Here is an 18,496-nt window from a genome sequence, read left to right as displayed (position 1 = left end):
GGCTGTCCTCCCGTGACACCATGGCGTCTTAACCTGCCGGATGCCGCGCCTCAATCGACTTTGGCTTTTCCTCGGGTCACACCGTTTGTAATGTCGCGCGACGAACAGGGGGATGTCATGTCAGTCACGCCGATGATGGCGCAATATCTTGAGATCAAGGCGGCGCATCCCGGTGCGCTCTTGTTTTATCGGATGGGCGATTTTTACGAGATGTTCTTTGACGACGCGGTCGCGGCGGCCGAAGCGTTGGACATCGCACTGACCAAACGCAGCAAGCATGACGGCGCGGACATCCCGATGTGTGGTGTTCCTGTTCATTCCGCCGAAGGATATCTGCTCACCCTCATCCGCAAAGGGTTTCGCGTCGCCGTGTGCGAACAGATGGAAAGCCCGGCAGAGGCAAAAAAGCGCGGTTCGAAATCCGTCGTGAAGCGCGACGTGGTGCGATTGGTGACGCCTGGCACCCTGACCGAAGATACGCTGCTTGAAGCGCGGCGACACAATTTCCTCGCGGCATTCGCCGATGTAAGGGGTCAAGGTGCGCTGGCTTGGGTGGATATTTCGACCGGTGCGTTTTCAGTTATGTCGCTTGATTTGGCCTTGTTAGGGCCTGAATTGGCTCGTCTCGCACCCTCCGAGCTGATCGTCACCGATGCAAAAGAGGCAGGGTTGCGCCCCTTGGTCGAGGAGTTTGGCATTGCGATCACGACACTCGGGGGCGCCGCTTTTGACAGCTCGGCTGGCGCGGATCGGCTGGGCGCGCTGTTCAACGTCCAGACCCTTGATGCGTTTGGGACCTTTGCGCGGGCCGAAGTCGGTGCAATGGGGGCGCTGGTCGAGTATCTTGAAATCACGCAGAAAGGCAAATTGCCCCTGCTTCGCCCGCCGCGGCAGGAGGTACAGACCCGAACGGTGCAGATCGACGCCGCGACTCGCCGCAATCTCGAGCTGACATCCGCATTGTCCGGCGGCCGAAGCGGATCGTTGCTTTCTGTCATCGACCAAACGGTGACGGCGGCAGGCGCGCGATTGCTTGAACGGCGCCTTGCCTCGCCTTCACGCATCCTGGAGACGATTTCGGATCGTCTGGATGCAGTTGCATATTGTGCCGAAGGGACAAGTTTCACCCAAACCACACGGGATTCATTGAAGCGTGTGCCCGATATGGACCGTGCCCTGTCCCGGCTATCTCTGGATCGAGGTGGGCCGCGCGACCTTGCCGCCCTACGCAACGGTCTGGGTCAGGCGCAGGCATTGTTCGATACCCAACCAAATGAACTCCCATCACTTTTGAAAAGTGCGTTCAAGGATCTGGCAGGTCACGCAGACCTGATTGATCGCCTTGAGAACGACCTGGTGGCAGATCCACCCTTGTTGGCCCGCGATGGTGGATTCATCGCGACAGGTTGTGATCAGGACTTGGACGAAGCGCGCCAATTGCGGGACGAAGGTCGATCTGTCATCGCCAAGATGCAAAAGGACTACGCCGCACAGTCGGGCGTGCAGTCGCTCAAGATCAAGCATAACAATGTGCTTGGCTACTTCATCGAAGTGACAGCCACCCATGCGGACAAGATGATGTCGGCACCGCTGAACGAAACTTTCATCCATCGTCAGACAACTGCAAATCAGGTGCGCTTTACAACGGTCGAGCTGTCCGACCTAGAAACCCGAATTCTGAACGCTGGTGGCAGAGCGCTTGAAATTGAAAAACGTCTCTACGAAGGGCTGAAATCACTGATCTTGGATCAGGCGGCCCATATCAGCCAAACAGCACGCGCGCTGGCCGAGTTTGATCTGGCGACAGCGCTTGCCAATCTCGCTGTGTCACAGAACTGGTGCAAACCCGATCTCGACACCTCGCGTGCATTCGAAATCGACGGTGGACGCCATCCGGTTGTCGAACATGCGCTGTCACGACAAGGCGGAACACCCTTTATCGCCAACGATTGCGAGTTGAATGCCGATGATGCAGCAGCTGTATGGCTTCTGACCGGACCAAACATGTCTGGTAAGTCGACCTTCCTGCGGCAAAACGCCTTGATCGCGATCCTCGCACAGATGGGCAGTTTCGTTCCGGCGCGATCCGCGCATATCGGTCTGGTCAGCCAAATTTTCAGCCGTGTGGGCGCATCTGATGACTTGGCACGCGGACGGTCCACTTTCATGGTCGAGATGGTGGAAACAGCTGCGATCCTGAACCAGGCAGATGATCGTGCATTGGTCATTCTGGACGAGATCGGACGCGGAACAGCCACCTATGACGGGTTATCGATTGCATGGGCGACGCTGGAGCATCTGCACGACGTGAACAAGTCACGCGCGTTGTTCGCAACGCATTATCACGAAATGACGGCACTGGCTGGCAAGCTGGACGGGGTCGAGAATGCAACGGTTTCGGTCAAGGAATGGGATGGCGAGGTCATTTTCCTGCATGAGGTGAAGCGCGGGGCGGCAGACAGATCCTACGGCGTGCAGGTCGCACAATTGGCCGGGCTTCCCCCGGCCGTGATTGCTCGCGCGCGCGTCGTTCTGGATGCATTGGAGAGTGGGGAACGCGAAGGAGGTGCGACGCAGAAAACCCTGATCGATGATCTACCGCTGTTCTCGGCCACACCAACGCCTCAACCCGTGAAAACAGTAAATTCGCCCGCTTTGGAGATGCTTGAGGACGTCCATCCCGACCAGCTGACACCGCGGGAAGCGCTCGACATGATCTACAAACTGAAAGACGCGGCCAAGTCCTGACCGCGTCTTTGTTTTTCAGGTACTTTGAGCCGTTCAGCTGGCAGGCATGGACGACACGCCGACCTGCGCGGGGCGCAGCAGACGATCGTGTAGCATAAACCCTTCGGCAGAGACTTGAATGATCTCGCCTGCTTTGGTGCCCGGTACGGGTGCTTCGAACATCGCCTGATGATGCTGTGGATCAAAAGTATCCCCCACCTCGGGTGAAATACGCTCAATCCCGTGTTTCTTGAACACGTTCAGCAACTCGCGCATTGTCAGCTCGACACCTTCGAGCAACGCAGCAGAGACTTCGCGCTGTTCGTCGGTCGCGGACTCAAGCGCGCGCTTCATATTGTCGTAGACGGGCAGCATATCGCGCGCCAGTTTCGACCCGCCATAGTTCTCTGCCTCGCGCCGATCCTTTTCGGACCGCTTGCGGGCGTTTTCAGCATCCGCCAATGCACGCATGAACCTGTCTTTCAGTTCATCACGCTCGGCACGTAATTGATCAAGCTCAATCGCTTCGTCATCAATCTCGGCCATGTCCTCGGCATATTCTTCTTCGGCGGCGATATCGATGTCGTCAAGAAAATCGTCGTTCTTGGGCTCAGCCATGTTTCACCTTTCATTGCGGTCGGTCAGCATGCGCCCGACCAGCTGGGCTGTGTAATCCACAATCGGAACGATCCGGCCATAGTTCAGCCGCGTGGGTCCGATGACCCCAACCGCTCCGATAATCTTTCGATCCGCGTTCATATATGGGGAAACCACCAAAGAGGAACCCGAAAGTGAGAAAAGTTTGTTCTCTGAGCCAATAAAAATGCGCACACCGTCGCCCTCTTGGGTCAGGTCCAGAAATTCAGCGATGTCTCGTTTGCGTTCAAGGTCGTCAAAGAGGGAGCGAATGCGTTCCAGATCTTCGGCTTGCGTCGATTCGTCGAGCAGGTTGGACCGACCCCGGACGATCAGACGTTCCGGTGTGTCTCCCCCCTCGCCCTCCCATGTGGCCAGACCACTTTCGACCAGAGCGCGCGATAGCGCGTCGATCTCTTGCCGGCGATCGACAATCTCTCGCTGGACGATCGTCTTTACCTCACTCAGGGTACGGCCTTCGATCATTGCATTCAGGAAATTTGCTGCCTCACGCATCGAGGACGGTGTTTGACCGGGCGGAGGTTGGAACAGGCGGTTCTCAACATGCCCATCCGCAAAGACCAAGACGACAAGCGCCTGCTCAGGTCCGAGCGGGACGAAATCCAAATGCTTGATCTCAGCCTCGTGTTTTGGGGTCAACACAAGCGACGCGCCCTGTGTCACACCAGATAACGCGGAGCCCACCCGGTCGAGTATTCCACCTACATCACGTTCATTCTGTCCAAGCGTGGCGTCGATCTTTTCCTTGTCGGAATCGTCCGGCACCCCGACTTCCAACAACCCATCAACAAACATGCGCAGACCCAATTGTGTTGGGATGCGGCCAGCGCTGACATGTGGGCTGTTAAGCAGGCCCATGAATTCAAGGTCCTGCATCACGTTTCTGATTGTGGCGGCGCTGACATTTTCACTGAAGTCGCGGGTCAAGGTACGAGATCCAACCGGATCCCCAGAATTCAGGTAGCCTTCGACCACGCGGCGGAACACCTCGCGTGAGCGATCGTTCATCTCGTCCAGCAGTTTCTGTGTGTCGGTCATCGATTGGTATTAAAGGGCTCGGAAAACAAAGGTCAATCGGGGTTGCCAGTGGGCACGGCCCGGGGCTATCCCCGTTTCATACACGAAAAAGGAAGTCACATGCGCCCCTCTGGTCGAGAACTGAGCGAAATGCGGTCCGTTTCCATCGAAACAGGCTTTACCAAACACGCCGAAGGGTCCGCCCTGATCAAGATGGGTGACACGCATGTGTTGTGCACTGCGACAATCGAGGATCGTGTACCGCCATTCATCAAAGGATCTGGCTTGGGTTGGGTCACGGCCGAGTACGGAATGCTGCCACGGGCGACCAACACAAGGATGCGGCGCGAAGCTGCGTCCGGCAAGCAAGGCGGCCGCACCGTGGAAATCCAACGGCTGATCGGCCGTTCACTGCGAGCGGGCGTTGACCGCGTTGCGCTGGGTGAACGTCAGATCACTGTCGACTGTGACGTACTTCAAGCCGATGGCGGCACGCGCTGCGCCTCTATTACTGGCGGTTGGGTGGCCCTACGTTTAGCTGTGAACAAGTTGATGAAAGCGGGAGATGTGGTGACCGATCCACTGGTATCACCTGTCGCAGCCATCAGCTGCGGAATCTATGCTGGTCAGCCTGTGCTTGACCTTGATTACCCCGAAGACAGCGATGCGGGCGTCGATGGCAACTTTATAATGACGGGCGACAAGCAGCTGATCGAAGTCCAGATGAGCGCCGAGGGGGCCGCCTTCAGCCGGGATCAGATGAACGCATTGATGGACCTTGCCGAAAAAGGCGTAAGCGAACTGGTTACCATTCAACAAAGCGTAACCGTATGACTCGACGGTTCGACGAGACCCGAATTCTGGTTGCCACGCACAACGCCGGCAAACTGGAGGAAATGGAACAACTGTTCCAACCTTTCGGCGTTACCGTCGTCGGGGCAGCCGAGATGAAGCTGCCGGAACCCAAGGAAACGGAATCCACGTTTGTCGGAAACGCAAGGATCAAGGCGCTGGCGGCAGTTGAGGCGACGGGCCTGCCAGCCCTTGCTGATGATTCCGGGATCGAAGTTGACGGCTTGGATGGCGAACCCGGTGTCTACACCGCTGATTGGGCAGAAACACCAAACGGGCGTGACTTCATGCTGGCCATGACGCGCACGCATTCGGAGCTCATAAAGCGTCAGGCCGCGGCTCCGTGGACGGCTCGATTCTGCTCGACCCTTGTTCTGGCATGGCCTGGCGGACATGAAGAAGTGTTTGTTGGTACGGTTGAAGGAACCTTGGTTTGGCCAGTACGCGGACAGTTGGGCCACGGTTATGACCCAATGTTCCAACCTGTCGGTCATGACCGCACCTTTGCCGAAATGTCGGCCGACGAAAAAAACAGGATCAGTCACCGGGCCGACAGCTTCAAGAAGTTGATCGCAGGCTGTTTTGGCTGAGGATTGGGAAGCGGGTGGCTTCGGCCTGTATGTCCACTGGCCATTTTGCGCAGCAAAATGCCCGTACTGTGACTTTAACAGCCACGTTACCAAAACTGTTGATCACGACGCATGGCGCGAAGCGCTGGTATCCGAGGTCAAACGCGTTGGTTCATTAACCCGGGGCCGTGTTCTACGGTCTGTTTTCTTTGGCGGCGGCACCCCCAGTCTAATGGATCCCGGGACGACCGGCGCAATCCTGGACATGGCGGCCAAGACATGGCCTCTGGCCAACGATCTTGAGGTAACGCTTGAGGCCAACCCAACATCTGTTGAAGCTGGCAAGTTCACCGCTTTTCGTAGTGCGGGTGTTAACCGCGTATCCATGGGCATTCAGGCCTTGAATGATCCAGATCTTCAAGCACTGGGTCGTTTGCACACCGCTGCCGAAGGCTTGGCTGCCTTTGACATCGCCCGGTCCGTCTTTGATCGCGTTAGCTTCGATCTCATGTACGGGCGGCAAAAACAGTCTCTAACACAGTGGGAATCTGAGCTGCGGGCAGCTCTTGCCCTCGGACTGGATCACGTGTCCTTGTATCAACTCACCATTGAACCAGGCACTGCCTTTGGTGACCGATATAAGCGTGGGAAGCTGGGCGGCTTACCAGATGATGACTTATCAGCCGACATGTATGCAATGACACAGGATGTATGTTCCGACTTTGGGATGCCGCGATACGAGGTATCGAACCACGCAAAGGACGGCGCAGAATCCCGGCACAATCTGATTTATTGGCGCTATGGCGACTATGCCGGGATCGGACCGGGAGCACATGGTCGCCTGACGGTGCAAGGAAGTCGCCGCGCAACTGAACAACACCGGATGCCCGGAGCTTGGCTTTCGGGGAGCGACAGAGAACACCACCAAGCGCTGTCGGGCACGGATCAGGCCGTTGAATTCCTGATGATGGGCCTTCGTTTGGCTGAAGGCATCGATTTGAACCGGTATGCACAACTGGCCAACAGACCGCTAGATGAGAGTCGGTTGACCGAGCTAACTGAGATGGGTCTTATCGGACAGCAAGGAAGTGTAATAAACGTTACGAATCAAGGGTTTAGCTTGTTAAATGGCGTTTTACGATCCCTTTTGGACGGCTAGCTAGCACTCAGACGTCGGCACAAGTCATCCAGCTGATCCAAGGTGTCGTATTGCAGCGTCAGGGTACCAGATTCGCCATCTGGTTTGTGCATCAATGACACCTTAACGCCTGTTGCCGCCGACAGATCATCCTCGAGTGCGCGGGTGTCAGCATCCTTGCTTTGAGCTTTCGGCTTTGGCGAACCCACGAAGATATTGTCACCTACATCTTCCGACACTTTCTTAACCAGAGCTTCGGTCGCGCGAACTGACAGCCCGTCGGCGATTACCTTCTTTGCCAGTGCAACAGGATCGTCAGCGGTAATCAGCGCTCTGGCATGCCCCGCACTCAGCGAACCATCGACCACAAAGGTCTGAATATCATCGGGAAGCTGCAGCAACCGCAAAAGGTTTGCAATGTGACTACGGGACTTGCCCAGCGCCTCGGCCATCTTTTCTTGCGTGTGACCGAAACGATCCATCAGCTGTTTGTAGCCTGCGGCTTCCTCGATGGGATTCAGGTCAGCGCGCTGAATGTTTTCGATGATCGCAACTTCCAGCACCTCTGTGTCCGAGAAATCACGCACCAGAACTGGAAGCTCGTGAAGCTGTGCCTGTTGAGCTGCACGCCAGCGGCGTTCGCCCGCAACAATTTCGTACTCACCCCCGCTGGGTCGAACGATCAATGGCTGCAGTACACCCTTCTCTTTGATAGATGCCACAAGGTCCTCGAGCGGGCCAGCGTCGAAGTGACGACGTGGCTGGTTCGGGTTGGGCTTGATCTTTTCAATCGGTACATTTTGCTCTCCACCCTCACCCGATGTGGTGGTTGGCGAAGCTGGCTCCGCAACATCTGCCATCAATGCAGAGAGCCCACGCCCCAAACCTCGTTTCTTTTCATTGCTTGCCATGTCAGGCTCCCACTGCTGCATTATTGGCGACCAATTCCTTAGCCAGATCCCGATAAGCCACCGCGCCTTTTGAGGTGCTGTCATATGACAACACCGGCATCGCATAGGACGGTGCCTCACTGACCCTTACGTTGCGCGGAATTCGCGTTTTGAAAACGATATCTCCCAGGTTATCGCGTGCGTCTTGCTCGACCTGTTGGGAGAGATTGTTTCGCGCATCGTGCATCGTCAACACCACACCCTCAATCCGGAGGTTCGGATTGCCGGTCTGCCGCACCTCCCGGACCGTCAGCATCAACTGCGACAACCCTTCCAATGCAAAGAACTCGCTTTGGAGCGGCACAAGTACTGAATCCGACGCGATCATTGCATTTACCGTTAGCAAATTCAGCGATGGCGGACAGTCAATTAGAATGAAGTCAAAACCATAGGCATCCATATCTGTCTGCCGCAATGCGTCATGTAACAGGAAGCTGCGCTTCTCGTTCGAAATCAACTCAATGTCCGCCGAACTCAGATCAACTGTTGCAGGAACAATTGCCAGATCATCGATGTCGGTCGCCAAGATGACATCGTTCAACGGAACATCGTCCAACAGAAGATCATATGTAGTAAGCTCCCGATCTTCCATCTCGACCCCAAGGCCCGTGGACGCGTTCCCCTGTGGATCCAGATCCACCACAAGCACTCGGCTTCCAATTTCCACAAGGGCGGCTGCCAAGTTGATGGTGGTCGTGGTCTTACCCACACCTCCCTTTTGATTTGCAACGGAGATAATCTTGGGCCCGGGTGGGCGCGTCGGATCAGACACGCGTGACATCCTTGATTTTGAGGACTACTGCTTCTGCATTTGTTTTACTTGGCATCGCATCATATGAAAACCGCCAGTTTTGCTGCGCGGCTTCAACTTCTTCCTGCCAATGCGCTCCCTTTTGAAACAGGCACAACCCGCACTTCGCAACATGCGGTTTCGCCAGAGACAGCAAAGAGTCCAGAGGCGCCAGTGCGCGTGCCGAGATTGTCTGAGCCTGAAGTCCCTGCACGTCTTCAACACGTTGCGCTACAACTTTCATTGGCAGATCCAGCTCGCGCGCGCATGTCCTTAGAAAGGTTGCTTTACGTTGATCACTTTCAACCAGAGTGACCGCCGCATCTAGCCCATCCGCCTGTGCAAAGATCGCGACAACTACTCCGGGTAGCCCGCCTCCACTGCCTAAATCAGCCCAAACGCCCTGTCGAGACGTGTGTATTTGAGCACTGTCCCAAATATGCCGTGCCTCGATGTCGTCTATGGTCGACTTGGCAACAAGGTTGATCTTTGGTGTCCATTTGCGGATCAGCGCCGCATAGCCCTGCAGCTTGTCCAGTGTTTCACGTGAAACATTCTGGTCCCACCACCCTGGTACCTGCATCATGCTGACTTCTTTTCCAAAAGTCGAATGCGGCCAAGAATAAGCGCGAGCGCCGCGGGTGTCATTCCGTCGATCCGCGCAGCTTGCGCCAGGTCAGCGGGCTGAACACGCGACAACTTACTCTGAAGTTCTGCGGACAATCCAGAAATTACGGAGTAGTCAACGCCCTTGGGGATTTTAAGTTGCTCGTCTTTCCGCAGCTTTTCCACGTCTTTTTGCTGTCGCGCGATATAATTGGCGTAAAGTGCGTCCCGCGCGACCTGCGCTTGGATTTCCTTTGGAAACTGCAACACGTCCGGCACAAGGCCAGCGACCTGCTCGAACGTCACATCCGGAAAAGCCAGCACCTGAAACGGCGTACGCTTTATTCCGTCCTGGTTGATCCGGATTCCCTGGGCCGCGATTTGCTTTGGAGTGAACTCGGTTTCGCCCAGGCAGCCCCTCATCGCCGCGAGTTGATCATTTTTTGCCGCAAACACTGACATGCGCACATCGGATACGCAGCCCAAGTCCCGACCAAGCTGGGTCAACCGCTGATCCGCATTGTCCGCGCGCAGCGACAGGCGGAACTCAGCGCGTGAGGTAAACATACGATAAGGCTCCGTAACGCCGCGGGTGGTCAGATCGTCGATCATCACACCGATGTAGCTTTGATCACGACGGAAATGCACTGGATCCCTACCCTGTACCCACTGTGCGGCGTTCAATCCGGCCACTAAACCCTGCGCAGCCGCTTCCTCATAACCGGTTGTGCCGTTGATCTGCCCCGCAAGGAACAGTCCGGGAACATTTCGGAGAGACAGGTCCGCGCTTAAAACGCGCGGATCCACATAGTCGTACTCAATTGCATAGCCCGGTTGCAGGATCTTGGCCTGTTCCAAGCCCACAATCGACTGAATATAGTCCAACTGCACGCCCTCAGGCAAAGATGTAGAAATACCGTTCGGATAAATCGTGTGATCATTCAGCCCCTCAGGCTCAAGAAATATTTGGTGCGAGTCCTTATCAGCAAATCGCACAATCTTATCCTCGATGGACGGGCAGTACCTGGGGCCGACGCCCTCGATATGGCCGCCATACATGGCGGATCGGTTAAGGTTATCACGAATGATGTCATGAGTTTTGGAATTTGTATGTGTGATACCGCAGGCGATCTGTCTTAGAGGTGCCGTAGTGGACATAAAGGAGAAGAGAGAAGGATCGCTGTCCGCCTCTTGCTGATCCAATCCACCCCAGTTGATTGTCCGTGCATCCAATCGCGGTGGCGTGCCGGTTTTCAAACGCCCCGTGGGAAGGGCAAAGCCGTCTATTCGATCGGCAAGTGGAACTGACGCCTCATCCCCCATGCGCCCGCCCGGGTAAGATTTATCGCCGATATGGATGGTGCCGCGCAGGAATGTACCTGTGGTCAAAATAACCGCATCTGCCAAAATCTCTGAATCGTCAGCCAGACATACGCCTACTACTCTATCGCCATCCATGCGGAAATCGATCACTTCGCCTTCAACAACTGTAAGGTTCTCCGTGTTCTGCATGATGTGCAGCATGGTTTTCTGATATACAGCGCGATCCGATTGCGTACGTGGCCCTTGAACAGCAGGACCTTTGCGCCGGTTCAATAAACGAAATTGAATACCAGACGCATCGGCAACGCGGCCCATGATTCCATCCATTGCATCGATTTCACGTACGAGATGCCCCTTTCCCAAGCCGCCAATGGCCGGATTGCAGGACATAACGCCGATCCCAGAAATCTTCATCGTCACCAATACAGTTGACGCGCCCATCCGCGCCGCAGCATGCGCCGCTTCGGTCCCAGCGTTTCCACCACCGATAACCACAACATCAAAATGTTTCACGTGAAACACTCCATCATTTACCTAAGCAAAAGCTCGAGAATATCTCGTCCAGAAGGTTTTCGACGTCCACGCGCCCAACAACAGCCTCAAGAGATCGAATCGCAATCCGCATTTCCTCTGCCGCAATATCATAGTGTTCAGGCCCCGCACCAACCAACGTCATCGCCGAATCCAACATCGACAACGCCCTGATCATCGCAACACGATGCCTCTCATGCGTGAGTAATCCGGCGTTCTGTGTTCTTTCACCCAAAACTGCGGTAACGTCGGATACGAGATCGTCGACGCCCTGGCCAGTCAGCCCAGATATAGCTGGTATATCATCATTCCGCTGATCTGCCTTGGGGGCCCGAACAATGTCCCCATCGACGATTGGAACACTCAGATGTTCCTGAGGTTCAGTCAGAAAAATACGTAGCTGAGCAGCATTGGCCCGTGAAATAGCCCGAGCGATTCCTTCAGCCTCGATCTCATCGCCGGAGTCCCGAAGGCCGGCCGTATCCAGCAATGTTACCGGCAATCCGCCAAGATCCATACGGACTTCTATAACGTCACGGGTTGTCCCAGCAGTTTCAGAAGTTATTGCAGCGTCACGACGCGCAAGCGCATTCAGCAACGTGGATTTACCTGCATTGGGTGCACCGACGATAGCCACTTCAAACCCTGTACGAATTCTCTCTGATGCCTTGAAGCCATCCAGTTGGTTTACGATGTCTTCCATCACCCCCGACAACAGGCTTTGAACTTCAGGGGTAACATCTACGGGTACCTCTTCATCAGCAAAGTCTATTGTCACTTCCACAAGTGCTGCGGCACGGATCAACTGGCTGCGCCATGTCTCGATCCGTTGGCCCAACTCACCTGAAACTGAGCGTAATGCCTGCTGTCGTTGTGCCTCTGTTTCGGCTTCGATCAGATCACCGAGTCCCTCAACCTGAGCGAGGTCCATCTTGTTGTTTTCTAGCGCACGGCGAGTGAACTCGCCTGGTTCGGCCATCCGCGCATCGTGCTTTCCAAGCTCACGGAGGACAGCAGAAATGACAGCTATGCTTCCATGCAGGTGAAATTCGACCACATCTTCGCCCGTAAAGCTTGCGGGCGCGTCAAAAACAAGCACCAGAGCGTGGTCAAGGGTTTCGCCATTTTCATCATGCAGGATGCGCGTGCTGGCATGCCGGGCATGCGGTAAGAACCCGCACATCTGCAAAGCGCAGGACTTGGCTGCAGGTCCAGAGATCCGTATGACGGCGACACCAGCCCGGCCCTGGGCCGTGGCAAGGGCAAAGATTGTATCCATCCCCTTACCTCCGGTCGATAGATCAGGTGTTCATGGAATCGAAGAATTCGCCGTTTGTCTTGGTCTGCTTGAGTTTGGAGATCAGGAACTCGATCGCATCTGTTGTACCCATTGGGTTCAGGATGCGCCGCAGAACAAAGGTCTTGGCCAGATCGTTCTTGTCGACCAGCAGATCCTCTTTCCGAGTGCCGGATTTGAGGATATCGATAGCAGGGAACACGCGTTTGTCGGCGATCTTGCGATCCAAGACGATTTCCGAGTTACCGGTGCCCTTGAATTCTTCAAAGATGACCTCGTCCATCCGGCTACCCGTGTCAATCAAGGCAGTTGCGACGATGGTCAACGATCCACCTTCCTCGATATTCCGGGCCGCACCGAAGAAACGTTTGGGGCGTTGCAAGGCATTTGCATCCACACCACCGGTCAAAACCTTACCCGAGGATGGCACCACAGTGTTGAATGCCCTACCAAGTCTTGTGATCGAGTCCAAAAGAATAACAACATCTCGTTTGTGCTCAACCAAACGCTTTGCCTTCTCGATCACCATTTCAGACACGGCAACGTGGCGTGTTGCTGGTTCATCGAATGTTGAGCTGACGACCTCTCCTTTGACCGACCGCTGCATGTCCGTGACCTCTTCGGGCCGTTCATCGATCAGCAGAACAATCAAGTAGCACTCTGGATGGTTCTTTTCGATGCTGGACGCAATGTTCTGTAGAAGAACTGTCTTACCTGTCCGCGGCGGAGCCACGATCAGGGATCGCTGACCTTTACCGATAGGCGATACAAGGTCGATGATCCGGGCCGACCGGTCCTTGGTCGCGGGATCATCTGTTTCCATCGTCAAACGCTCGTCTGGATAAAGCGGCGTCAAGTTATCAAAGGCAATCTTGTGCTTCGCTTTTTCCGGCTCTTCAAAGTTGATCTTTGTCGCATTGGTCAACGCGAAGTAACGTTCGCTATCATCAGGAGCTTTGATCACCCCTTCGATCGTATCCCCAGTACGCAGCGAGTATTGGCGGATCATCTCGGGCGAGACATAGATGTCATCCGGGCCCGGCAGATAGTTTGCCTCAGGCGAACGCAGGAAGCCAAAGCCGTCCTGCAGGACTTCCAGCACACCATCACCTGAAATCTCCCACCCTTCATCTGCGCGTTCGCGCAGAATCTGGAACATCATCTCGCCCTTCCGCATGGTCGAGGCGTTTTCAATTTCCAGCTCCTCTGCCGTTGCAAGGAGGTCTTTGGGGCTTTGCGCCTTGAGTTCAGCAAGGGCGAGGCGTTCTGCGGTCATGGGAATACTCTTGGCCCGCCTTGTTCAAGCGGTGCGCGTCCAGTCAAATGTAAAAGCTGTCTGCAGTCCCCGAACGGGGTGCGACAATGCTGATAGGGGCTGTCGCGCTTTAAGTCAACGGTTTCAGAATTTCACCACAACAGAGAGGATAATCAGCACCATCAGAAGCGTGGGTACCTCATTCATCATTCTGTACTGCCGCCCTGTTTTGATCGGACCCCCGGCAGCAAATGCCTTGCGCTGTGCGGACAGCCAACCATGGAAGCCGGACATAGCAAGAATGCCGATCAACTTGGTCCAGGGCCACAAAGCTCCCCAGTCGATCACACCAGGGATCAAGGCCAGAAGGAGCCCGAAGATCCAGGTTGCGATCATAGCCGGATTCATGATGATCTTGAGAAGCTTGTACTCCATGGTCTGGAACAGCGCGTGTGTCTCACCCTCAAGTCCAACGCTTTCTGAGTGGTAGACATATAGCCTTGGCAGATAGAACAAGGCCGCCATCCATGCGATGACCGACATGATATGGAATGCCTTGATCCAAGGATATGAGGCTATCAAGAAATCCATATTTTTTGGTCCCCTTTGTTCTGGGCCACCCTTATAAATAAATAAAAGAAAGAAAAGAGATGATGATTTTGTAGGGAACAGAATTTCTGTGGATTAACCGTTTGCCCAAGGGGTTACGCACAGTGTGATATGTTTTTCCACGTATGCGCTCCACCGCTTGAAAACTTAAAAATACAATATAAAACAATACCTTAATAACTAAAATGGTTGATTGCTAAAGCTGATAAACCTGTGGGTAACTTCGGATAAGACCAGTTTCCCTCAGTGTGTCATTTATTCTTTCACACCCGGGACAGTTTGTGGTGAACATTGCCGAAGATCGCGGGTATTTTGTGCGGTGCTGACATGTGGCTTGTTTTCACCTGTTTGATCCCTCACTTCACCATGTGTGACACACAAGGATATCCACATGACCATCCCCATCGTTCTTGCCTCGGGTTCAGCCATCCGGTCCCAATTGCTGCGGAACGCGGGCATAGAATTTGACGTTATCGTGCCCCGTGTTGATGAAGAAAATATGAAAGCTTCCTTACTCGCAGAAGATGCATCCCCCCGCGACATCGCCGATGCTTTGGCTGAGATGAAATCGCGCAAGGTGGCGGACAAGCAGCCGGACTCCATGGTTATCGGATGCGATCAGGTTCTGTCTTTCAACAACCGGCTTCTGTCAAAACCGGTGAACCAGATGGATGCCGCTGAGCAGTTGCGTGCCATGCGGGGTCAGCGTCACGTGCTATTGTCTGCTGCGGTCATCTACCACGAGGGAAAACCGATCTGGCGCCATGTTGGACAGGTTCGGTTGCGCATGCGAGATGTGTCGGATGAGTATCTTGATGGGTACATCGACCGGAATTGGGATGACATTCGCCACTCAGTTGGCGCATATCAGCTAGAGGCCGAGGGGGTACGCCTGTTCCACAGCATTGAAGGGGACTATTTCAATGTCCTTGGGATGCCGTTGTTGGAGCTTTTGGCGTTCCTGACGCTGCGCGGAGTGATTGACGGTTAATCGAAGGCATGCAGGGATGAGCGATAAAATTCCTTTGGCGGGGGTCATTGGATCCCCTGTGGCACACTCGAAGTCTCCGCAGTTGCATCGGCATTGGCTTAAGACGCTGGGCTTGCGTGGTGACTATATTCCGATGGACGTGTCTTCGCAGGATCTTGAGACTGTGCTGCGTGCCCTGCCGAAAGCCGGATTTGTTGGTGTGAACATCACCATTCCCCACAAGGAAGCCGCGCTGGAGATTGCCGATCTTGTCACCGATCGTGCGACTCTGATCGGCGCTGCGAACACGTTGATCTTTCGCAAGGATGGTCAAATCCATGCAGACAACACGGATGGGTATGGTTTCATTGAAAACCTGAAGGCTGGTGCATCGGCTTGGCAATCGAACGCAGGACCGGCGACTGTATTGGGTTCAGGCGGTGCCGCGCGCGCTGTTATCGCGTCCCTTCTGGACGCAGGCATTCCCGAGATAATGTTGACGAACCGCACCCGGGTGCGTGCCGAAAAACTGGCTGACGATTTTGGAAAGAAGGTCTCGGTTGTGGATTGGGTTCAGGCGGGGAACATCCTTGAGGATTCGGCTCTCGTCGTGAACACGACATCGCTGGGCATGATCGGAAAACCTGCAATGCGCATACCCCTGGATGGCTTGCGGCAACAAACGGTTGTCACTGACCTTGTTTATACCCCGCTGAAGACGGATTTGCTGGCGGCGGCTGAAGCAGCTGGCTGTGTGACAGTCGATGGGCTTGGTATGTTATTGCATCAGGCGGTGCCCGCTTTCGAGCGCTGGTTTGGTCATAGGCCTGCGGTAGATAGTGCGGCGCGCGCGGCGGCCTTGCGATGACATTCAAACTGGGACTGACCGGCTCGATTGGAATGGGCAAGTCAACAACTGCTCATATGTTCGAAGACGAAGGATGCGCGGTTTGGGATGCTGACGCTGCGGTTCACCGCCTTTATGGCAAAGGTGGTGCAGGTGTGGCGCCAGTTGGGAAGTTGTTTCCAAATGCTGTGAAAGATGGGGCTGTATCCCGCGATGCGCTCCGATCTGTCATTTCTCAAGACGCGACCGCTTTGGCTCGTATCGAGGCGATTGTGCATCCGCTTGTTGCTGATGACCGTGCGCATTTTGTTGCAACGTCTGATGCACACATCATCGTCTTTGATATTCCACTGCTGTTTGAAACGGGCGGTGATACCGCGATGGATGCTGTTGCCGTTGTCCATGTGGATGCGGAAATTCAAAAGGCGCGTGTTCTTGCACGCGGGACGATGAGCGAGGACCAATTTCATGCAATGCTGAAAAAACAGATGCCCAGCGCTGAAAAATGCAAACGTGCCGATTTTCTGATCGAAACGGACACGGTTGAACATGCCCGCGCGCAGGTTCATTCTGTGGTTCAGCAGATCAAGAGCAGGTCCTGTCATGCGTGAAATAGTCCTTGATACCGAAACGACGGGCTTTGACCCAGAAAGCGGCGACCGGATTGTCGAGATCGGGGCGATTGAGTTGATTGGCCATGTACCGACCGACAACGTGTTCCACGAATATATCGATCCGGAGCGTTCGATGCCTCAGGAAGCGTTCGAAGTGCATGGGCTGGGTGACGATTTCCTGCGTGGAAAACCGAAATTCGCACAGCTCGGACGAAAGTTTCTCGATTTTGTGGGTGATGCCAAACTGGTGATCCACAACGCAGCCTTCGACATGAAGTTTCTCAATGCTGAACTGAAATGGATGGGTCTGCCGCAACTCCCATTCGATCAAGCCATTGACACCCTCGATATCGCACGCCGCCGTTTCCCTGGCTCGCCCGCGTCGCTCGACGCGTTGTGCCGTCGGTTTGGCATCGACAACTCGGCCCGGACATTGCACGGCGCGTTGCTCGACAGTGAAATCCTCGCAGAGGTTTATCTGGAACTGATTGGTGGACGTCAGCCGGACTTTGCGCTGTCGACGGCACGTGGTTCAGGGGCCAGTGCGACCGAAGTAGAAAGCTGGACCCCACCGCCTCGCCCTACTGTTTTGCCAAGCCGGATTACTGCGCAGGAGCGGGAAGCACATACAGGGTTTGTAGCCAAGCTGGGTGATGACGCCCTTTGGCCGAAGTAAAAAAGGCCCGGTGCGATGACCGGGCCCCTTTACATACTCAAGTGCATCAGTTGATGGGCTCGGACGGCGCTGCTTCTTTCTGACGCCGCGCGATTTCGTTCCGGTAGAGAGATACGAAATCGATATTTTCGAGGTTCAAAGGCGGGAAGCCACCGTCGCGGGTGATATCGCTGACCACACGGCGTAGGAACGGGAAGATCATGCGCGGGCATTCGATCAGAAGGAACGGATGCAGCTGATCTTCGGGCACGTTTTCGATGTGGAACATGCCGACATAGTCGATCTCGAGAACGAAAAGGACGGTGTCCCCTTCCTTCGCCTTCGATGTGACGTTCAGCTTGATCGCGCTTTCGTACTGGTTGTCCTGTCCGCGCTTCTTCGCATCCAGGTTTACCTGTACCTGAACATCGGGTTGTACATCCGGCGCGGCGCCTTTTTGTGACACGATATTCTCAAATGACATGTCACGAATGTATTGGCCCAGTACGCGCATCTGTGGCGCGGCAGGTTGTGCGGCTTGTTCTTCGGCCATCAGCTCTTTCTCCGAGGGAAACGATAAATCCCGCGCTTCGTATCAGCTTGGGCCGCTGGCCTCAATGCTTGGTCCAGCCTGAGGGGCCCCGGACTTCGCGTTGATCGGGATCAACTTCGGTAAACTCACCTTCAACGACATCGGGGCGTTGTGGTGTCTGCCCGTGGCTCGAGAATGTGGTGACCTTTATCCGGCTGCGTGCCCAGCGAAAAACAGCAAGCCGAACGCCCGGAACAAGCAGCGCGAATCCAACAGCATCAGTGAAAAAACCAGGGGTCAGCAACAATGCGCCGGAAAACAGGATCATGCCCCCATGTGCCAATGCTTCACTGGGATCACGCATCTGGTTGAAAGACGATTTTACTTGCCCCAGCGCCTGCATCCCCTGGGCGCGTACCAACATCGTGCCCAGAACCGCCGTGACCACCACAATCAGCAGGGTCCAACCTAGCCCGATTGCGCCGCCCACCTGAATAAACAGGGCAATCTCGATCAATGGGACTAAAAGAAAGGCCAGAAACAGCCACATTCGTGTT

19 protein-coding genes are annotated in these 18,496 nt (G+C 55.0%); 8 read left to right on the top strand and 11 right to left on the bottom strand.

Translation table 11 applies throughout. The annotated features are described in order from the left end of the window. Positions 1–117: 117 nt before the first annotated feature. Entirely contained in the window at positions 118–2,748 is a 2,631-nt protein-coding gene (mutS, locus tag Q1A75_RS02145) for a DNA mismatch repair protein MutS (protein WP_299548176.1), read from the top strand. A gap of 33 nt (positions 2,749–2,781) precedes the next feature. On the opposite strand, the gene Q1A75_RS02140 is transcribed toward mutS, so the two are convergent. Both Q1A75_RS02140 and hrcA read right to left on the bottom strand, forming a co-directional pair. Continuing rightward, a complete protein-coding gene (locus Q1A75_RS02140) occupies positions 2,782–3,345 on the bottom strand; it encodes a nucleotide exchange factor GrpE (RefSeq protein ID WP_299547956.1) in 564 nt (187 codons plus the stop codon). A 3-nt stretch (positions 3,346–3,348) separates the two neighbouring features. Next, positions 3,349–4,422: a heat-inducible transcriptional repressor HrcA gene (gene hrcA / locus Q1A75_RS02135; RefSeq protein ID WP_299547954.1), complete on the bottom strand. Its 1,074-nt coding sequence runs from the start codon at positions 4,420–4,422 to the stop codon at positions 3,349–3,351. Between the two features lie 99 nt (positions 4,423–4,521). Here hrcA and rph point away from each other — a divergent pair, with 99 nt between their 5' ends. The 3 genes from rph to hemW are packed head-to-tail and all read left to right on the top strand — an operon-like array spanning position 4,522 to position 6,981. Next, positions 4,522–5,235: a ribonuclease PH gene (gene rph, locus Q1A75_RS02130; RefSeq protein ID WP_299547951.1), complete on the top strand. Its 714-nt coding sequence runs from the start codon at positions 4,522–4,524 to the stop codon at positions 5,233–5,235. Continuing rightward, positions 5,232–5,843 (top strand): RdgB/HAM1 family non-canonical purine NTP pyrophosphatase, encoded by a 612-nt coding sequence (rdgB, locus tag Q1A75_RS02125; RefSeq protein WP_299547948.1) that lies wholly within the window; start codon positions 5,232–5,234, stop codon positions 5,841–5,843. The genes rph and rdgB overlap by 4 nt, the downstream gene beginning before the upstream one ends. After that, the gene (hemW, locus tag Q1A75_RS02120) at positions 5,836–6,981 is read left to right on the top strand and encodes a radical SAM family heme chaperone HemW (protein ID WP_299547945.1); all 1,146 of its coding nucleotides are present in this window, start codon (positions 5,836–5,838) and stop codon (positions 6,979–6,981) included. Before rdgB ends, hemW begins: the two co-directional genes overlap by 8 nt. Here hemW and Q1A75_RS02115 read toward each other — a convergent pair. From Q1A75_RS02115 to hemJ, 7 genes are all read right to left on the bottom strand, one after another. Next, a complete protein-coding gene (locus Q1A75_RS02115; protein ID WP_299547943.1) occupies positions 6,978–7,871 on the bottom strand; it encodes a ParB/RepB/Spo0J family partition protein in 894 nt (297 codons plus the stop codon). The two genes, hemW and Q1A75_RS02115, sit on opposite strands and share 4 nt — an antisense overlap. A gap of 1 nt (position 7,872) precedes the next feature. Then, on the bottom strand, positions 7,873–8,682 hold the full coding sequence (locus Q1A75_RS02110) for an AAA family ATPase (RefSeq protein WP_299547941.1): 810 nt from the start codon (positions 8,680–8,682) through the stop codon (positions 7,873–7,875). Continuing rightward, entirely contained in the window at positions 8,675–9,286 is a 612-nt protein-coding gene (rsmG, locus tag Q1A75_RS02105; RefSeq protein ID WP_299547938.1) for a 16S rRNA (guanine(527)-N(7))-methyltransferase RsmG, read from the bottom strand. The genes Q1A75_RS02110 and rsmG overlap by 8 nt, the downstream gene beginning before the upstream one ends. Next, the gene (gene mnmG / locus Q1A75_RS02100) at positions 9,283–11,151 is read right to left on the bottom strand and encodes a tRNA uridine-5-carboxymethylaminomethyl(34) synthesis enzyme MnmG (protein ID WP_299547935.1); all 1,869 of its coding nucleotides are present in this window, start codon (positions 11,149–11,151) and stop codon (positions 9,283–9,285) included. The genes rsmG and mnmG overlap by 4 nt, the downstream gene beginning before the upstream one ends. Before the next feature lie 4 nt (positions 11,152–11,155). Further along, complete coding sequence (mnmE, locus tag Q1A75_RS02095; protein WP_299547932.1) at positions 11,156–12,439, bottom strand: tRNA uridine-5-carboxymethylaminomethyl(34) synthesis GTPase MnmE; 1,284 nt, start codon at positions 12,437–12,439, stop codon at positions 11,156–11,158. 22 nt (positions 12,440–12,461) lie between these two features. After that, the gene (gene rho, locus Q1A75_RS02090) at positions 12,462–13,733 is read right to left on the bottom strand and encodes a transcription termination factor Rho (RefSeq protein ID WP_299547930.1); all 1,272 of its coding nucleotides are present in this window, start codon (positions 13,731–13,733) and stop codon (positions 12,462–12,464) included. A 123-nt stretch (positions 13,734–13,856) separates the two neighbouring features. Then, positions 13,857–14,303 carry a protoporphyrinogen oxidase HemJ gene (gene hemJ, locus Q1A75_RS02085; protein WP_299547927.1) on the bottom strand — a complete coding sequence of 149 codons (447 nt, stop codon included), beginning with the start codon at positions 14,301–14,303 and terminating at the stop codon, positions 13,857–13,859. Between the two features lie 409 nt (positions 14,304–14,712). Between hemJ and Q1A75_RS02080 the strand changes: the two genes are divergently transcribed. The 4 genes from Q1A75_RS02080 to dnaQ are packed head-to-tail and all read left to right on the top strand — an operon-like array spanning position 14,713 to position 17,428. After that, entirely contained in the window at positions 14,713–15,312 is a 600-nt protein-coding gene (locus Q1A75_RS02080) for a Maf family nucleotide pyrophosphatase (protein ID WP_299547925.1), read from the top strand. Positions 15,313–15,328: 16 nt separating this feature from the next. Next, positions 15,329–16,159 (top strand): shikimate dehydrogenase, encoded by an 831-nt coding sequence (locus Q1A75_RS02075; RefSeq protein WP_299547922.1) that lies wholly within the window; start codon positions 15,329–15,331, stop codon positions 16,157–16,159. Next, entirely contained in the window at positions 16,156–16,749 is a 594-nt protein-coding gene (coaE, locus tag Q1A75_RS02070; RefSeq protein WP_299547919.1) for a dephospho-CoA kinase, read from the top strand. Before Q1A75_RS02075 ends, coaE begins: the two co-directional genes overlap by 4 nt. Then, positions 16,742–17,428 carry a DNA polymerase III subunit epsilon gene (gene dnaQ, locus Q1A75_RS02065; RefSeq protein WP_299547916.1) on the top strand — a complete coding sequence of 229 codons (687 nt, stop codon included), beginning with the start codon at positions 16,742–16,744 and terminating at the stop codon, positions 17,426–17,428. The genes coaE and dnaQ overlap by 8 nt, the downstream gene beginning before the upstream one ends. A gap of 46 nt (positions 17,429–17,474) precedes the next feature. Here the strand turns inward: dnaQ and secB are convergent, their stop codons facing one another. Together secB and Q1A75_RS02055 are read right to left on the bottom strand one after the other, a co-directional pair. Continuing rightward, positions 17,475–17,960 carry a protein-export chaperone SecB gene (secB, locus tag Q1A75_RS02060; protein ID WP_299547913.1) on the bottom strand — a complete coding sequence of 162 codons (486 nt, stop codon included), beginning with the start codon at positions 17,958–17,960 and terminating at the stop codon, positions 17,475–17,477. A gap of 61 nt (positions 17,961–18,021) precedes the next feature. Then, positions 18,022–18,489, bottom strand: coding sequence for an FxsA family protein (locus tag Q1A75_RS02055; RefSeq protein WP_299547910.1), 468 nt, complete (start codon positions 18,487–18,489; stop codon positions 18,022–18,024). Positions 18,490–18,496 lie beyond the last annotated feature (7 nt).

This window comes from uncultured Tateyamaria sp. (genome assembly GCF_947504105.1).
Taxonomy (GTDB): domain Bacteria; phylum Pseudomonadota; class Alphaproteobacteria; order Rhodobacterales; family Rhodobacteraceae; genus Tateyamaria.
The sequence above is the reverse complement of the archived record's forward strand: the minus strand, read 5'-3'. Positions and strand labels throughout refer to the sequence as shown.

Excerpts from the sequence above, each read along its gene's own strand:
- mutS (WP_299548176.1), top strand. The coding sequence starts at position 118 with ATGTCAGTCACGCCGATGATGGCGCAATATCTTGAGATCAAGGCGGCG.
- Q1A75_RS02140 (WP_299547956.1), bottom strand. The coding sequence starts at position 3,345 with ATGGCTGAGCCCAAGAACGACGATTTTCTTGACGACATCGATATCGCC.
- hrcA (WP_299547954.1), bottom strand. The coding sequence starts at position 4,422 with ATGACCGACACACAGAAACTGCTGGACGAGATGAACGATCGCTCACGC.
- rph (WP_299547951.1), top strand. The coding sequence starts at position 4,522 with ATGCGCCCCTCTGGTCGAGAACTGAGCGAAATGCGGTCCGTTTCCATC.
- rdgB (WP_299547948.1), top strand. The coding sequence starts at position 5,232 with ATGACTCGACGGTTCGACGAGACCCGAATTCTGGTTGCCACGCACAAC.
- Q1A75_RS02115 (WP_299547943.1), bottom strand. The coding sequence starts at position 7,871 with ATGGCAAGCAATGAAAAGAAACGAGGTTTGGGGCGTGGGCTCTCTGCA.
- rsmG (WP_299547938.1), bottom strand. The coding sequence starts at position 9,286 with ATGATGCAGGTACCAGGGTGGTGGGACCAGAATGTTTCACGTGAAACA.
- mnmE (WP_299547932.1), bottom strand. The coding sequence starts at position 12,439 with ATGGATACAATCTTTGCCCTTGCCACGGCCCAGGGCCGGGCTGGTGTC.
- rho (WP_299547930.1), bottom strand. The coding sequence starts at position 13,733 with ATGACCGCAGAACGCCTCGCCCTTGCTGAACTCAAGGCGCAAAGCCCC.
- hemJ (WP_299547927.1), bottom strand. The coding sequence starts at position 14,303 with ATGGATTTCTTGATAGCCTCATATCCTTGGATCAAGGCATTCCATATC.
- Q1A75_RS02080 (WP_299547925.1), top strand. The coding sequence starts at position 14,713 with ATGACCATCCCCATCGTTCTTGCCTCGGGTTCAGCCATCCGGTCCCAA.
- Q1A75_RS02075 (WP_299547922.1), top strand. The coding sequence starts at position 15,329 with ATGAGCGATAAAATTCCTTTGGCGGGGGTCATTGGATCCCCTGTGGCA.
- coaE (WP_299547919.1), top strand. The coding sequence starts at position 16,156 with ATGACATTCAAACTGGGACTGACCGGCTCGATTGGAATGGGCAAGTCA.
- dnaQ (WP_299547916.1), top strand. The coding sequence starts at position 16,742 with ATGCGTGAAATAGTCCTTGATACCGAAACGACGGGCTTTGACCCAGAA.
- secB (WP_299547913.1), bottom strand. The coding sequence starts at position 17,960 with ATGGCCGAAGAACAAGCCGCACAACCTGCCGCGCCACAGATGCGCGTA.
- Q1A75_RS02055 (WP_299547910.1), bottom strand. The coding sequence starts at position 18,489 with ATGTGGCTGTTTCTGGCCTTTCTTTTAGTCCCATTGATCGAGATTGCC.